Source organism: Xenorhabdus sp. PB62.4 (assembly GCF_014467285.1).
Lineage (GTDB): Bacteria > Pseudomonadota > Gammaproteobacteria > Enterobacterales > Enterobacteriaceae > Xenorhabdus.
The window spans coordinates 12,931-26,389 of the sequence record NZ_NKHR01000024.1 but is presented as its reverse complement, the minus strand read 5'-3'; the positions used below and the strand labels follow the sequence as shown (position 1 = coordinate 26,389).

Below are 13,459 nucleotides of genomic sequence, written 5' to 3'. Positions count from 1 at the left end.
CTGAATCGCCCCGATTGAAAGGAATATAATCCAGCTGGAAAAGATGTTGCCAGACAGCTGCTGGGTCTGAAGGAAGTAAGAGGTGCATAGAGTAAGCGAATCTGAGTTAACTTGATTGGTAGGCAAGCGTACAAAATATCGTGAAGTCCAATACTCAGTCAGATCAACCGGGTAGAGTGGAGTTTCTTACAGGGAGAAGGTGCATTGATCACTTAGCTAACTCATTTTTTCCCAAAATTGTGCCAGTAGTACGCTATACCACCAAGTGGTAACATTCTGACTTGACTCAATTTTTGTAATGCTACAGAGTATCTATTGTACAGGAGGCGATTCAAATCACTCATGAAACAAAAATTACGCAAATATTACGCAAATTTAATTCACAGGAGCTAATTGTATGCACCTTAGCAACTTTGGACTGGATAGCTTAACTTCTGAAATAATAAAATGACAAAAATTGAACAGTTACAACGTTTGGTTGATCGATTCAATAGTGACTTAGATTACTATCGTTCCAGTCGCTATAATGAGACTCAATTAAGAACAGATTTTCTTGATCAGTTCTTCATGATCCTTGGATGGGATATCACAAATTCGAACGGTAAGCCGACGAATGAGCGTGAAGTATTGGTTGAGGAAGGTTTAAGAGCTAGAGCAGGAGAAAACACTAAAAAGCCTGATTACACGTTCCGTTTCTTCTCAGAACGTAAGTTCTTCGTCGAAGCTAAAAAACCGAGTGTTCTGGTTTCAACTGATCCAGAACCAGCAAAACAAGTTCGTCGTTACGGCTTTACAGCAAAATTAAAAATCTCAGTTTTATCAAACTTTGAATACACTGCAATCTATGATTGTTCTAACCAAGTCTCAGAAGACGATACTGCTTTTAATTCCAGAATTAAATTATATCACTTCACTGAGCTAGTTGATAATTTTAATGAAATTCAGCAGATTCTTGGTAAAGACAGCGTGTATTCTGGTCGATTCGATTCTGAATGGTCAGACATTGAAAACAACATTTCGCGCTTCAGCGTTGATGATCTGTTTTTGAAACAAATCAACGATTGGCGTTTGATGCTGGCTAATGAATTCATTACTATCAAACCTGAATTAAGTGAAGAAAAACTAAATGACTTAACGCAGAATTACATCAACAGCATAGTGTTTTTGCGTGTCTGTGAAGACCGAGATTTGGAAGATTATGAGACACTTTATCATTTTGCTCATCAAAAAGATTTTCAATCTCTTATCAGTAAATTACAAGATTCTGATCGAAAATATAATTCAGGCCTATTCGCCCTTGAAAATATTGACGAACTGATTAGTAATAAAAATTCTTGTATTTGGACAATCATCGAACAGCTTTACTTCCCCCAAAGTGCATATTCTTTCTCCGTATTTTCTTCCGATATTTTAGGGAGTATTTACGAAGTGTTTTTGAGTGAAAAAATACGCATTAAGGAGCCTGGCGAAGTAGAGATTCAGCCAAAAGAAGAGCACATTGATCGGGATGTTGTTACTACTCCCAGTCATATCATCAAAGATATTATTCGAAATACTGTTATTGAGTTCTGTAAAGACAAATCTGACGAGCAGATATTAAACTCTAAATTTGCAGATATTGCTTGTGGCTCAGGCGCTTTTTTACTTGAAGTATTTCAGACGATTCAAGATATTTTGATTGACTACTATATTGAACATGATCGTTCGAAATTGCAACAGCTAACTGAGCACAGTTTCAAATTGAAACTCTCTGTTAAAAAAGAGATTCTAACTCGCTGTATTTACGGTATTGATAAAGACTTCAACGCTGTTAAAGCCTGTTCGTTTGGTCTACTTCTCAAACTACTTGAAGGTGAGTCAAAAGAGACTATAGGCCCCAATACGCCAATTCTACCAAAAACAGATAGCAATATTCTTTTCGGAAATAGTTTGATTACTCTGTCTGACAATGTGAAACCAACTGATCTTTTTAGTGTTAATCCATTTAACGTTGGTCATAGCTTTGACGTAATTGTGGGTAATCCACCCTACATGGCAACCGAACACATGAAGCAAATAACGCCAGCTGAACTACCAATTTACAAGAAGAAATACAAATCCGCTTTCAAACAATTCGATAAGTATTTCCTTTTTGTAGAACGTTCAATGCAACTTCTGAAGGATAATGGCTATTTAGGCTATATACTGCCGTCAAAATTTACCAAAGTAGGTGCTGGTAAAAATCTACGTAAATTACTTTCTGATAATAAATACCTTTGTAAACTAATTTCGTTTGGTTCGAATCAAATTTTCAAAAATAAAACAACCTATACTTGCTTATTATTTTTGAAAAAATCTCAGCAAGAAAAGTTTTCTTTCTATGAGGTGAAGAATTTCAAGAAATGGCTCATTCGTGAAGATACATTCTTGCTATCAAGTAATTATGAAGTAGATAAATTGGATTCAGATACTTGGATTTTGGAAAAAGAAACCAATGAAATCTTGCAGAAGATGTACAGTAAGTCCCAGCGATTAGGAGATATCTTAGGTCAAAAAGCGATTGCAAACGGTATTCAAACCAGTGCCAACGATTACTATATTCACAAAGAGATTAAGATCGAACAAGGCTATATTTACTTTGCATACGATGGTCATGAATATCATGTTGAGAAAGAATTGACTCGCCCATACTTTGAAACTCAGCGTTCAGGAGAAGAGCATTTCTATACGTATAAAGACGTAGAGCCGAATGCTTTCGTCATTTATCCATACAAAAAAATAGGTGATAGAGTTCAACTTATAGAATATGCGGATTTAGAGCAGAATTACCCGAAAATGTTCGAATTCTTGCAAGTAATAAAAGATAATTTAGATAATGGCAAACGTTCTATTAAGCCTGATCCTACTACACCTAATGAATGGTATAGATATGGCCGTAGTCAAGCTCTCGAAAACTGCGATGTACCACAAAAGATCATTGTGGGCGTTTTATCAAATGGCTATAAATATTCAATAGACAATAACAGGACCTTCATATCATCAGGGGGAACCGCTGGTTACAGTATCATTAATGTTCCTGAAACTTGTCCTTATTCTATTTACTATATTCAAGCGATTCTATCTTCAAGATACTTAGAGTGGTTTGCTTCGATATATGGTGAAGTATTCAGAGGTGGTTTTGTCGCCCGTGGGACAAAAGTTCAAATACGGATGCCAATCCCAATAATCAATTTTGGCAATATAGAAGAAAAAGCGAAGCATGACGTTATTGCAGATTTACAACAAGGAATGAACAAACTGCATTCAGATATATCCAAAGCAGATACACGCTCGAAAATCGTTTTAGAAAGACAGTTCGACACTGCAAAAGAACAAATGGATAAGTTTATAAAAGATTTGTTCGATCTTGGTGTGCTAGACAGTAGAATCCCTTCTGTTACTGATTTATATAACCATTTGTAATTTAAAAATAAAAAGCAGCTCATATTAAGTGAGCTGCGATTTTGATACATACTATTTACGTAAACGTCTATCTCTTAACTTTTTCCAAATAGACATTAGGTTTTCATTATCTTCATTGGTAAAACCTAATTTAGATAAAATTGCGTCTCCTTGCATTCGCATAGCATCTTCAACTTTACCTTCTTTCACTAGCTGGTTCAGAGTAATCATATCGTGCTTATTACCTTCAATGACTGGGATATAAAGCTTTTCTATTTCAGAAGGAACAAGCTCTAATACCCCACCACCATAATAACGCCCTTCTAACTCTGCTGTGATGGCTGTGAGAGGGTTTAAAAAACTGCACACCAAGTTTTCTGCGCTTGTGAAAGTCGAAGATACACGATAAGCCGTATCTGTTGTGTATGCTCCAAATTGGTTTAAAATCAGTCGAGGAGCTTCGTGACAACGTTTCAGCATGCCAATTTCGGTGCTGTAAACGGATGGCACCTTATACCAAGGCTTGCGAATACGGCACTTATAACGTTCGTGATATTTCTCAGCTTCACCAAGCTCAATATAATCTTTTACCTTTGCAGGAGGCTTTTTAAGCTCTTCTTCGATGTATAAAAAGTTTGTTGGAAGACCTTGATCCTGATTGCTCTCATGTTGTACTTTGTCATACAAGATACCAGGGCAGTGTTGACTACGGCCAAACATAGGATGAGCGTATTGTTCTAATCCATATTGCTTGATAGTTTCGTTATCTACTAAAAAGAACTTGTTGGCTCCTGTTACAATGCCAACATCAACTTTTGCTATGTCTCTGAATTTATGTATAGATTCATGACTAATAAGCTTTTTAATAAGTGACAGTTCGTTCTTTTCCAAGATTGCTTTTGTCCACTTACCTTCTATTGTTTCGCCGTTTATTCCCAAGGTCTTGTTAAATAGCTCATCAGGGGATTCTTCAAGAAAGTCGAAACCATTTACACTAACAATACCAACACCTTCTGATGGCTGTTCAAGCCGTTCTTTCTTCTCAGCTAAAATAATGACAGCCCCTTGCAGAGTATCTTCAAACCAAATCTCTTTCGGGTCGAGTATCACGATTTTTGAACAGACTTGTCCCATATAGCTACGAAGCGATTGAGCATGCATTACGTGAATAATCTCAGAAGGGATAACCATTCCCATTCGACCACCATTCTTAAGTAAAGCAAGAGTCGATAGCAAGAAAGGAACCCAAGCATTTGTATGTTTAGTAAACTTCTGTCCTAATTGCTTAAAAACAAGTTCAGCCTGTTCCTGAAATGATTTTTCAAGAAATTGGTATCTTATAAAAGGAGGATTGCCGATAACAGCATCAAACAAACTATGTTCTAGATTCAGTTGCTTGTTTGCCCAGACTAGAAAATCACCTTCTGTAACAATAGCATTGTCAAAGCCCAAGGTTTGACAACGTTCAGATGCTTTTTGAGCTTCTGTATCAAACAATTCAAAACAAGAAAGCTTAATAGTCTTATCACATTGATTATTGTTAAGTGATTGAATGAATACACCATCACCGCAGCTTGGCTCTAAAACTGATTTAGGCCGTTTACTTAACACCCATTTAGTTACGTAATCTGCTAAGTTCTGAGGTGTGTAGTAACCACCTCTTAGCTTTTGGCTTGTCTGGTCTGCTTTAAATTTCATCATCTACCTTTGAAAAACTCTTAATAAGTTCATTTCTTTTTTCTTCTATATGTTTCTGAGCCTTATCTACAAACCAGTCTTTAAGTGTTTGTTGTTCATGCGCTAATATTGAGTATAGGGCTTTTTTTAATTCTGGATCGACTTCCAAAACTATACGCCCTGATTCACCTTTCGCCATTAGATAACCTATGTGATATTTGTTATGTAACATAAGTTACAGATTTTTAGGCTAAATAGAAAGCTTCATTGGTAGAAAAATTTGAGTACCTTGGAAAGGGTTCTCTTTGTACCACCTATGGAGGTTTGTTAACGTAAGTACATATTGTTTCAATCAAGCCTGATTTAATAGTCGACTTTGAATGTGTAAGACAATACAAACCAAAATTCGAAAAAGAATTTTTCATCACAAGAAAATTTGAGAAATATATTAAAGCGGTTAAAACTAAATAACATTCCAAAATAGTGCTACACCTTGCACAACATAAGCCCTTTGTATTCAAATGGTTGAAGGCACTATGTGTAGCAACATTATGAAATCCTATTTAGCGACAAACATGTTCTTACGTAGTCTGGAATATCGTTTTACTAAGCTTTAAAATAACCATGATCAGTTAGATGTATGAGCTATTATTATGGTGCCTTCTTGTTGAATTGTTTTTTATTTGAACAGAGTCGGTAACAAATAACTTAATTTACTTGTTAAACTTACATATTCGATTATTGAATTAGATAACTTAATCAGTTAAAGTAAAAAAGCTATCAGCAAAATCTGATAGTCGGGGATTTGCAACCCTGTTAAAGAGTAACCCACTGGTAGAAATTTTCTGCCAGTGTGCCTGCTATCGCACCTTCAATGGCGGTTCAGGCAGGGGAGGCTTCGGTCTCGCCGGACGGTTACTCCCGGTATTGCAAACCCTGTCTGAACTACCACCAATAATCAACAGAAGGGGAAGCAGGTATGACTCACACTCAACAAGACTGGCACCCAGCCGAAATTATTTGTGCATTACGCAAGCGTGGTACGACACTCGCCGCTTTATCCCGTGAATCGGGGCTCAGTTCTTCTACACTGGCAAATACCTTATCCCGCCCATGGCCTAAAGGGGAGTTTATCATCGCTACCTGTCTGGAGATGGCGCCGTCTGAAATCTGGCCCAGCCGTTATTTTGACCGCAACGGTAATTTGATTGAGCGGAGAAGACGTCAATCGGTGGCTGAATAATGTTCCGTTATTACCCATGCTACGTAATACGATAATACCGGTTCAGGGTTTATCCGTTATTTCCTATTACGACACCTTTATTTTCAGCAAACACAGTTGAGTTGTTCATTGAATACATCACCGGGTTCCTTGCATAGTCAGGATTATTTTACGACTGAGCAGGAACCTATTTGGCATGAAAATAAACGCGTTAATCGGCTTAATGGCGGTCATACTGACGGGATGCGAGACTCCCGTAAAACAACCGCTATCTCAGCCTTCCCAAAGTCGTTTTCCTTCCGTCACGCTGACACGCAACATTCAGCCTGTTTCACCGGATATTTATGGACAACAACCTGAAGTTGTTCGTTATGGCCGTTATTTGCTGGTCAGTACCGACCCGACAGAAGCACAACGTGCCCCGCTTTCCCAATTGGTTGATATCCATATCCCTGCGTCCCAGAATCCCACTGTTGCTGATGCGATGCGTTATGTGTTGCGTCAATCGGGCTACACATTATGTGCACCGGATAAAACCCATGACATCTTATATCGCCAGCCATTGCCCTCGGTGCACTATCAGTTAGGCTCTGTCCGATTACGCACCGCATTGCAAATCATGGCAGGCCCGGCCTGGCAACTGGACGTGGATGAGGTGCAGCGTGTCGTTTGCCACCATTTGCGGAAGGGCTATCAGTTACCGACCCCGGCTCAACACTCTCAGCAAGGAGAGCGCTGATGAAATTGCATCGTTTCGGTTTATTGGTCTGGTTACTGAGCAGTTCAGTATGGGCAGCCACACCGGCACCGCTAGCTTCGCAGCAGACACAATCGACAGAAAGCCAGCTGCAATCCCTGAAAAGCCAGGCTGAACAGTGGAAGCTAAGTGCCGGTGAATACCAGCGCTATCAGTACCTGATAAATGGGCCACGGGGTATCCAGTCACCGGGGCTTGATCCGCTGACCACATTAGGCATTGAAGCCGACAGTGATGCCGAACGCCGTCGTTATGCTGAACAGTGGGTTAAATCAGAATTTGCCCGTACCGAGAAAGAATTGCGCTTCCAGCGGGAAGTGGATGCGGCCTGGCAGCGGCTGTTTCCGGATATGTTGCCAGTCAATATGACAACATCGCGCGAGACAAATGGCCGGCTGGCACTGTTTGTCAGAGCCAAAGATTGTCCACAATGTGAAATCCGTTTGAGCGAAGTCCTGGCGGCTAACCCGCCCGTCGATATTTATTTGGTAGACAGCCAACGTAATGATGACACCTTACGGCTGTGGGCCAAAAACCATCATATCCCTGTTGAACGGGTACGCAACCGGCAAATCACACTGAATCATGATGCGGGGCACTGGTTCCGGTTCGGCAAGGGGCTGATGCCGGTACTATTGAGGCAAGGAGAGCAGGGATGGCACATCACATCATTATAATGAAACGGCTGAGCCTGTTACCCATTATCGGCCTGTTATGGATTAATACCTGTCAGGCTGAACTGAATGTCATTGCTGATTTAGGCGGCCAGGATGCCTCGCCTTTTTATGAAAGTATTCATGCCCAACCGGGGGATATTCCTGCACGACCCCCGTATTCCTTACCAGAAATGGTTGGCGAAGCCGCGATGTTGCCCGTTAAAACACCGGAACTGACACCGGGGCAGGTGATAAGCCGATCACTGCAATTGCCGGGCATTGGGGCGTTATTTCTGATTGGCGATGATCCTGACTCACGCCAGTGGTTAAGCCAGAATGCCGCCCGATTCAAGCAATTGCACGCCGTGGGGCTGGTCGTCAATGTCAGTGAGATAGCCGGTTTACAGTCACTGCGGGCATTAGCACCGGATGTCTTGTTATCGCCGGCTGCCGGTTCGGAATTGGCTCGCCGGTTGCAACTGCAACATTATCCGGTGTTAATCACCGAAACGGCGCTCTCTCAATAGTTATCATCATGAGCCGCCGTTACGTTGTTGAAGCCCTGTTACGTCCTGCCGTCGAGCTGAATACTGCGGTGGTCTCCGCCGTTGCCGCGTTTGTTTGTATCCGGGCCCCCTGGGCTATCGCACTGGCCCCCTCAGTCAGTTATGTCATGGCCGGTGGTTTTGCGGTATTGGCGATGATGCGCACATGGCAGGGTATTCAGGTACTCCGCTATCGCCGAAACCTGCGTCGCTTGCCGCGTTATCAGATGGGCACAAAACAGATCCCCGTCAGCCATCAGCGCTTGTTTCTGGGCAGGGGATTTCGTTGGCAGCAGAAGCATACCCAGCGTTTGCAGGATACGCGGCGGCCGGAAGTCGAACGCTTTGTGCAACCGTCCCGGTTCTATCAGCTTGCCCGTTTACTGGCGCACCGAACGGAATACCGTTGGCCGAAATTGTCGGTCTTGTTACGCAACGATTCCCCGTTCAATCCGGTGCGACCACTGCCACCGGTTGGCGGCAATCCCATGATCCACGGTATTGAGCCACAGGAAGCCGACGTGTTTATGGATCTGCGTGAGCGGGTCGGGCATACGCTGATAATGGGCACGACTCGTGTGGGGAAAACCCGGCTGGCCGAATTGCTGATAACCCAGGATATCCGGCGGGGCGAGGTGGTGATTGTCTTTGATCCGAAAGGCGACGCTGACCTGTTAAGGCGGATTTGGGCAGAAGCGCACCGGGTGGGTCGTGGCAGTGAACTTTCCCTCTTTCATCTGGGCTGGCCGGAAATTTCGGCGCGTTATAACGCGGTCGGGCGATTTGGCCGGGTATCGGAAGTCGCCTCCCGTCTGGCGGGTCAGCTCAGTGGGGAAGGGAACAGCGCTGCTTTCCGTGAGTTTGCCTGGCGCTTTGTTAATATTGTCGCCCGGGCTTTAGTCGCGCTGGGACACCGGCCGGATTACACTTTGATCACACGTTATGTTAATAATATCAGTGAACTGTATCAGCTCTATGCCACTAAAATGATGGCAGAAAGGCAGCCCGCCCTGCTGGAACAAATCAACCATTACCTCGGCAAGCTGAAAGAAAAAGATATCCCACGCAATATGCAGGGGCAGCCGGATGCGCTCAGACTCTGGGCGATGGAAGTCACGCTGAGTTCAGAAGCGGGTAAGTCGCTCTACGATCCGATTCTGGACGGGTTACGCTCTGCTGTGCGTTATGATCGTACCTATTTTGATAAAATTGTCGCTTCTTTATTGCCGCTATTGGAAAAACTGACCACGGGCAAAATCGCTGAACTGTTATCACCGGATTATCTCAATATGACGGATCTGCGCCCCATCTTCGACTGGGAACAGGTGATCCGCAAGAACGGGATTGTGTATATCGGGTTGGATGCACTGTCTGACAGTGATGTGGCTTCGGCGGTGGGCAACAGTATGTTTGCCGATTTGGTCAGTGTCGCGGGGCAAATCTACAAATATGGTATGAATGCAGGATTGCCGATTCGCCATGATGGGAAGCTCGCGATTAACCTGCATTGTGATGAATTTAATGAGCTAATGGGCGATGAATTTATCCCACTGATCAATAAAGGCGGCGGTGCGGGCATGCAGGTCACCGCCTATACCCAGACCTCCTCCGATATCGAAGCCCGTCTCGGCAGCCCGGCTAAAACCGCACAGGTGATCGGTAACTTCAATACCCTGATTATGCTGCGGGTGCGGGATAACCGGACAGCCGAGTTACTGACCAGCCAGTTGCCGGAAGTGGAAATCTACAGCAAAACGCTGGTCTCAGGGCACTCTGATATTGCCGATGTTGAACAGGGGCAGGATTTTACCTCGTCCACGCAGGACAGGGTAGGTACGGTCAAAACGCCGCTGGTCACCCCTGCCGAAATGATTAACCTGCCGAAAGGGCAGGCGTTCGCCTTACTGGAGGGCGGGCAACTGTGGAAAATTCGGATGCCCCTGCCAACGGGGGATGACGACGATGCCCTGATGCCGGCGAGCTTGCAGAAAATCGCCGAACAGATGCGACGACATTACCGTACCCGTGAAGCCTGGTGGGAAGAGAAAGGGTAATTTCAGGTCATGGCACAGTCAGAAAACCAATCCCGTCCATCTTCCCAACCGCCCCGCCAGCATGGCCTGCTGTATCATGTGTTATGGGCATGGCCGTGGCAACTCATTGGGTTTATTGTGATGTCCTGGCTATTCAGTCTGTTACTGGAATATCTCGGTATAGCTTTTTTCTGGCCAGAACAAGGTGCCTCTCATAGCCAGACGGTGATGAAAACCGAGCTGCAATTTTTATCCACGGAATTGACCCAGAGCCTGTTGTTGTCAAATCCCGCACAAACGGTCTCTGACTGGCTGGCGCAGGCGTATCAATGGATTTTTGTCGACAGTGGTTTTATGCCCTGGATACAGGGTCAGCGGTACTATCAGCTCAATAGCCGTAATGATTTTATGCGTGAATTCAATACGGTATTGCATGGCATATCGGAGCATTTGCGGGAATATTGTCTGGCGACGGTGTTTATCACCATGGTGACGTTAATCCGGTTAGCTATTCTGATGTTATCCATCCCTTTGTTTGTAATGGTGGTTTTAGTCGCACTGGTTGACGGGTTGGGACGGCGGGATTTACGCCGTTATGGCGCAGGCTATGAATCCAGTTTTGTTTATCATCATGCCAAACGGGGCATTAAACCGGCCTGCACCATTCCCTGTGTGCTGTATTTATCCTGGCCGGATGTGGTCTATCCTGCGGTGATATTGCTGCCAGCAGCGCTACTTTTAGGTATGGCAGTGATGATCACTGCCTCAATGTTTAAAAAATATTTATAGTACATGACGCTGCACGATGGCATACAAAACGGTTGTTTGTTTTGTATGCCATCGTCAGCAGACAAGCCGCATCGCGGCGCGTCAGCTAATTACTCATTAATCTCTATTGATGTAATTTTGTAACTATCAAATTTATATGCAAAAGGATTTGTTGGTGCTTGTATCTTCCATGATTCCCTTGGGCCAAGATTCTGTGCCATATCCATAGTGTTACCCACTAAGGTATTTCCTTGATAGAGATTGAACTTAACAAATACATATTTTATTGTTTTGTTTGTATTGTTTTGGGCGTCACCAATTATTATCGGAATACCATTTTCCCCATTTTTGATTTGGAGATTTGTGACAGTTACCCTGTTATCGCTATTAGCGAAAGAAGAAAAGCTTATTATGATAAATAATAAAGATAATAAAAGGTGGATTTTTTGAACGATATGTTTCATACCATGATTCCTAATGTTATTGATATCTTAGATAAGTGTTATCGCTTCCCGCGAATTATTTATCGCAAGCATATTATATTGGACGAGTTTTCATCTCTTAATTACTATTAATGGTTATATTTCGATGGAATATTCACCACCTGCGTCATCCATTCAAACCCGTCACAGGCTTTACCGATATGGCTCCCCCCCTTCGGATCAAAATGATAGTGATGATGTGAGATATCTTCACAATAGCCAACAAAGGGCTGATCAATACGGTGAAGCTGAATAACGGCCGCTTGCTCTTTGGACGTCGGGAAAAATGCCCCACCGACTTCGGCAAACAGGTCGGTATCATCCTGCTGTGTGCCACAGTGTTCGCAGTGATTTATCCAGTGCTGCCTGCGCAGTCGTTGGCTGACTGCTTTTCGCAGGGTGTGGTGAAAACCGGGCAGCACGCTACGCACAATAGTAGGAATATCGGCGATATAAAACAGAAACGCCGGGCTGTCCTGCTCGGTATAGCCCACTTCCGTGCCGGGTTCATCATCGTTATCCGCTTCCAGTAGCTGGTGTCCGGCCGGCAGCATAAATGCCGTCACGGTGGTGGGTTGATGACAGTGTGGGCACGACGTCTGGGTTTGGGCGAGATACCAGAATTCCGCATGGACATTGTAGAACGGTAACCAGTGCATAAACGGGGCCGGGTCAAAACTGTGGTCGATATACCAGGTTTGGGCGGCCGCATCCCAGTGAGCGCCCAGCTTCCGTACTTTCTCGTATTCATCGTCGGGGACGTTTAAATCAATTCGCAGCATATGTCTTCCTTCATTATTAAATCGTTAACGAAATAAATTAGTCAGACTATTTAGCTAATTTTCACCAAAGCATAAAGAGTTTATTGCTGACTGCCGCGAAAAAACCCCGCATTCTCGGCATCTTGGCATCCATGATAAGGTAATTATCTATGCGCGGTGGCTTTTCGATATCCTGTTCTGTTTGTCTGCTGGGGTTGGCTGTGTTGTGTATGCCGCTGGCTCAGGCGGCCGAGAAAGATGAGCTGGCCAGTGCAAAGCGTCTGATTGAGCAGGTGCAAATGGCTCTGGAGCGCGCAAGTATTGCAGAAAAGCAATCTGACACCGCAAAACGCCCTCATTATGACTTTGATTATCCGCGCATCAAAGCCGATCTCAACACCATTAAAGCCGGTATCGATCACTACCTTATGCCTTCCCGTGACCAGCCCCATGAATCCGGCTTGTTATCCGGCCATTACCGTCAGGAAAACCCGCAATGACGCCGGCGCAACGCCATGCCTTTGAAGTGGCCTCCGGGCACTTTGATATCACTTTTTTGTATCTGGTGTGTGTCGGATTTTTCTTAGCCACCTTATTTTTCTGGGCGGCCTGGGCGGCGGTGGATGTCTGGAACGGCTGGGCAAATGAAAAAGTGCGTAATCAGACCCTCAGCCAGTTTGCCCTTCGAACCGCGGTATTGCTGGTCGTGGCTGTCTGGATGTTTGCGAGCTGAGGCAATGAACACAATGAAAAGGAACAGAGTCACTATGAAGCCCATTTTTACCGTCTGCCGGCGTATCGGTACCAGAATAAATGCCTTTCTTTTATTGTGCTGCCTGTCCTGTGAATCCGCCCGGGCCGATTTACCGGCTATCGAACCGCCCAAAAGTGGGGGCGGGGGCGGATTGCTGGGACAGGCGAAAGGGTATGCGCAGGATGGCATTGTGATTGGCGGACTGATTTTATCAGCGGTGGCCTTCTTTAAAGTCGCCTCCGCTGCCGTCGAAACCTTTTCCGAAGTGCGGGATGGCAAATCGACCTGGACCCAGTTTGGTGCCATCGTCGTGGTCGGCGTGGTGCTGTTGGTTGCCGTGATTTGGCTGCTGTCGAAATCGGCCAGCATTATTTTTTAAGGGCA

The 13,459-nt window shown here is 44.2% G+C and carries 14 protein-coding genes; 10 read left to right on the top strand and 4 right to left on the bottom strand.

The genetic code is table 11. The features are described 5' to 3' along the window. Positions 1-447: 447 nt before the first annotated feature. Positions 448-3,441 (top strand): N-6 DNA methylase, encoded by a 2,994-nt coding sequence (locus tag Xenpb_RS16030; protein WP_187655234.1) that lies wholly within the window; start codon positions 448-450, stop codon positions 3,439-3,441. Between the two features lie 51 nt (positions 3,442-3,492). Here the strand turns inward: Xenpb_RS16030 and Xenpb_RS16025 are convergent, their stop codons facing one another. Beyond that, on the bottom strand, positions 3,493-5,118 hold the full coding sequence (locus Xenpb_RS16025; protein ID WP_187655233.1) for an N-6 DNA methylase: 1,626 nt from the start codon (positions 5,116-5,118) through the stop codon (positions 3,493-3,495). Continuing rightward, on the bottom strand, positions 5,108-5,296 hold the full coding sequence (locus tag Xenpb_RS16020) for a hypothetical protein (RefSeq protein ID WP_047768403.1): 189 nt from the start codon (positions 5,294-5,296) through the stop codon (positions 5,108-5,110). The genes Xenpb_RS16025 and Xenpb_RS16020 overlap by 11 nt, the downstream gene beginning before the upstream one ends. 780 nt (positions 5,297-6,076) lie before the next feature. Here Xenpb_RS16020 and Xenpb_RS16015 point away from each other — a divergent pair. The 6 genes from Xenpb_RS16015 (at position 6,077) to Xenpb_RS15990 (ending at position 11,099) form a co-directional block, all read left to right on the top strand. After that, a complete protein-coding gene (locus Xenpb_RS16015) occupies positions 6,077-6,340 on the top strand; it encodes a helix-turn-helix transcriptional regulator (RefSeq protein ID WP_187655232.1) in 264 nt (87 codons plus the stop codon). A 175-nt stretch (positions 6,341-6,515) separates the two neighbouring features. Beyond that, positions 6,516-7,058, top strand: coding sequence for a PilL N-terminal domain-containing protein (locus tag Xenpb_RS16010; RefSeq protein WP_187655231.1), 543 nt, complete (start codon positions 6,516-6,518; stop codon positions 7,056-7,058). Beyond that, entirely contained in the window at positions 7,058-7,753 is a 696-nt protein-coding gene (locus Xenpb_RS16005; protein WP_187655230.1) for a TIGR03759 family integrating conjugative element protein, read from the top strand. Before Xenpb_RS16010 ends, Xenpb_RS16005 begins: the two co-directional genes overlap by 1 nt. Continuing rightward, positions 7,732-8,259, top strand: a complete 528-nt coding sequence (locus Xenpb_RS16000) for an integrating conjugative element protein (protein WP_187655229.1) — start codon at positions 7,732-7,734, stop codon at positions 8,257-8,259. Before Xenpb_RS16005 ends, Xenpb_RS16000 begins: the two co-directional genes overlap by 22 nt. Positions 8,260-8,267: 8 nt before the next feature. Continuing rightward, on the top strand, positions 8,268-10,331 hold the full coding sequence (traD, locus tag Xenpb_RS15995) for a type IV conjugative transfer system coupling protein TraD (protein WP_187655228.1): 2,064 nt from the start codon (positions 8,268-8,270) through the stop codon (positions 10,329-10,331). A 9-nt stretch (positions 10,332-10,340) separates the two neighbouring features. Then, positions 10,341-11,099: a TIGR03747 family integrating conjugative element membrane protein gene (locus tag Xenpb_RS15990; RefSeq protein WP_187655227.1), complete on the top strand. Its 759-nt coding sequence runs from the start codon at positions 10,341-10,343 to the stop codon at positions 11,097-11,099. Positions 11,100-11,188: 89 nt separating this feature from the next. Here the strand turns inward: Xenpb_RS15990 and Xenpb_RS15985 are convergent, their stop codons facing one another. Continuing rightward, a complete protein-coding gene (locus Xenpb_RS15985; protein WP_187655226.1) occupies positions 11,189-11,542 on the bottom strand; it encodes an FxLYD domain-containing protein in 354 nt (117 codons plus the stop codon). A gap of 107 nt (positions 11,543-11,649) precedes the next feature. Then, positions 11,650-12,342 carry a DUF5710 domain-containing protein gene (locus tag Xenpb_RS15980; RefSeq protein ID WP_187655225.1) on the bottom strand — a complete coding sequence of 231 codons (693 nt, stop codon included), beginning with the start codon at positions 12,340-12,342 and terminating at the stop codon, positions 11,650-11,652. 149 nt (positions 12,343-12,491) lie between these two features. Here Xenpb_RS15980 and Xenpb_RS15975 point away from each other — a divergent pair, with 149 nt between their 5' ends. From Xenpb_RS15975 to Xenpb_RS15965, 3 genes are read left to right on the top strand one after another with little or no spacing between them, the layout of a single operon-like run. Further along, positions 12,492-12,821, top strand: a complete 330-nt coding sequence (locus Xenpb_RS15975) for an RAQPRD family integrative conjugative element protein (RefSeq protein WP_187655224.1) — start codon at positions 12,492-12,494, stop codon at positions 12,819-12,821. Further along, positions 12,818-13,054, top strand: a complete 237-nt coding sequence (locus tag Xenpb_RS15970) for a TIGR03758 family integrating conjugative element protein (protein WP_187655223.1) — start codon at positions 12,818-12,820, stop codon at positions 13,052-13,054. The genes Xenpb_RS15975 and Xenpb_RS15970 overlap by 4 nt, the downstream gene beginning before the upstream one ends. A 34-nt stretch (positions 13,055-13,088) precedes the next feature. Then, positions 13,089-13,454: a TIGR03745 family integrating conjugative element membrane protein gene (locus Xenpb_RS15965; protein WP_074021445.1), complete on the top strand. Its 366-nt coding sequence runs from the start codon at positions 13,089-13,091 to the stop codon at positions 13,452-13,454. Positions 13,455-13,459: the final 5 nt, after the last annotated feature.

Coding starts and splice junctions, on each gene's coding strand:
- Xenpb_RS16030 (WP_187655234.1), top strand. CDS start 448: ATGACAAAAATTGAACAGTTACAACGTTTGGTTGATCGATTCAATAGT.
- Xenpb_RS16025 (WP_187655233.1), bottom strand. CDS start 5,118: ATGAAATTTAAAGCAGACCAGACAAGCCAAAAGCTAAGAGGTGGTTAC.
- Xenpb_RS16020 (WP_047768403.1), bottom strand. CDS start 5,296: ATGGCGAAAGGTGAATCAGGGCGTATAGTTTTGGAAGTCGATCCAGAA.
- Xenpb_RS16015 (WP_187655232.1), top strand. CDS start 6,077: ATGACTCACACTCAACAAGACTGGCACCCAGCCGAAATTATTTGTGCA.
- Xenpb_RS16010 (WP_187655231.1), top strand. CDS start 6,516: ATGAAAATAAACGCGTTAATCGGCTTAATGGCGGTCATACTGACGGGA.
- Xenpb_RS16005 (WP_187655230.1), top strand. CDS start 7,058: ATGAAATTGCATCGTTTCGGTTTATTGGTCTGGTTACTGAGCAGTTCA.
- Xenpb_RS16000 (WP_187655229.1), top strand. CDS start 7,732: ATGGCACATCACATCATTATAATGAAACGGCTGAGCCTGTTACCCATT.
- traD (WP_187655228.1), top strand. CDS start 8,268: ATGAGCCGCCGTTACGTTGTTGAAGCCCTGTTACGTCCTGCCGTCGAG.
- Xenpb_RS15990 (WP_187655227.1), top strand. CDS start 10,341: ATGGCACAGTCAGAAAACCAATCCCGTCCATCTTCCCAACCGCCCCGC.
- Xenpb_RS15985 (WP_187655226.1), bottom strand. CDS start 11,542: ATGAAACATATCGTTCAAAAAATCCACCTTTTATTATCTTTATTATTT.
- Xenpb_RS15980 (WP_187655225.1), bottom strand. CDS start 12,342: ATGCTGCGAATTGATTTAAACGTCCCCGACGATGAATACGAGAAAGTA.
- Xenpb_RS15975 (WP_187655224.1), top strand. CDS start 12,492: ATGCGCGGTGGCTTTTCGATATCCTGTTCTGTTTGTCTGCTGGGGTTG.
- Xenpb_RS15970 (WP_187655223.1), top strand. CDS start 12,818: ATGACGCCGGCGCAACGCCATGCCTTTGAAGTGGCCTCCGGGCACTTT.
- Xenpb_RS15965 (WP_074021445.1), top strand. CDS start 13,089: ATGAAGCCCATTTTTACCGTCTGCCGGCGTATCGGTACCAGAATAAAT.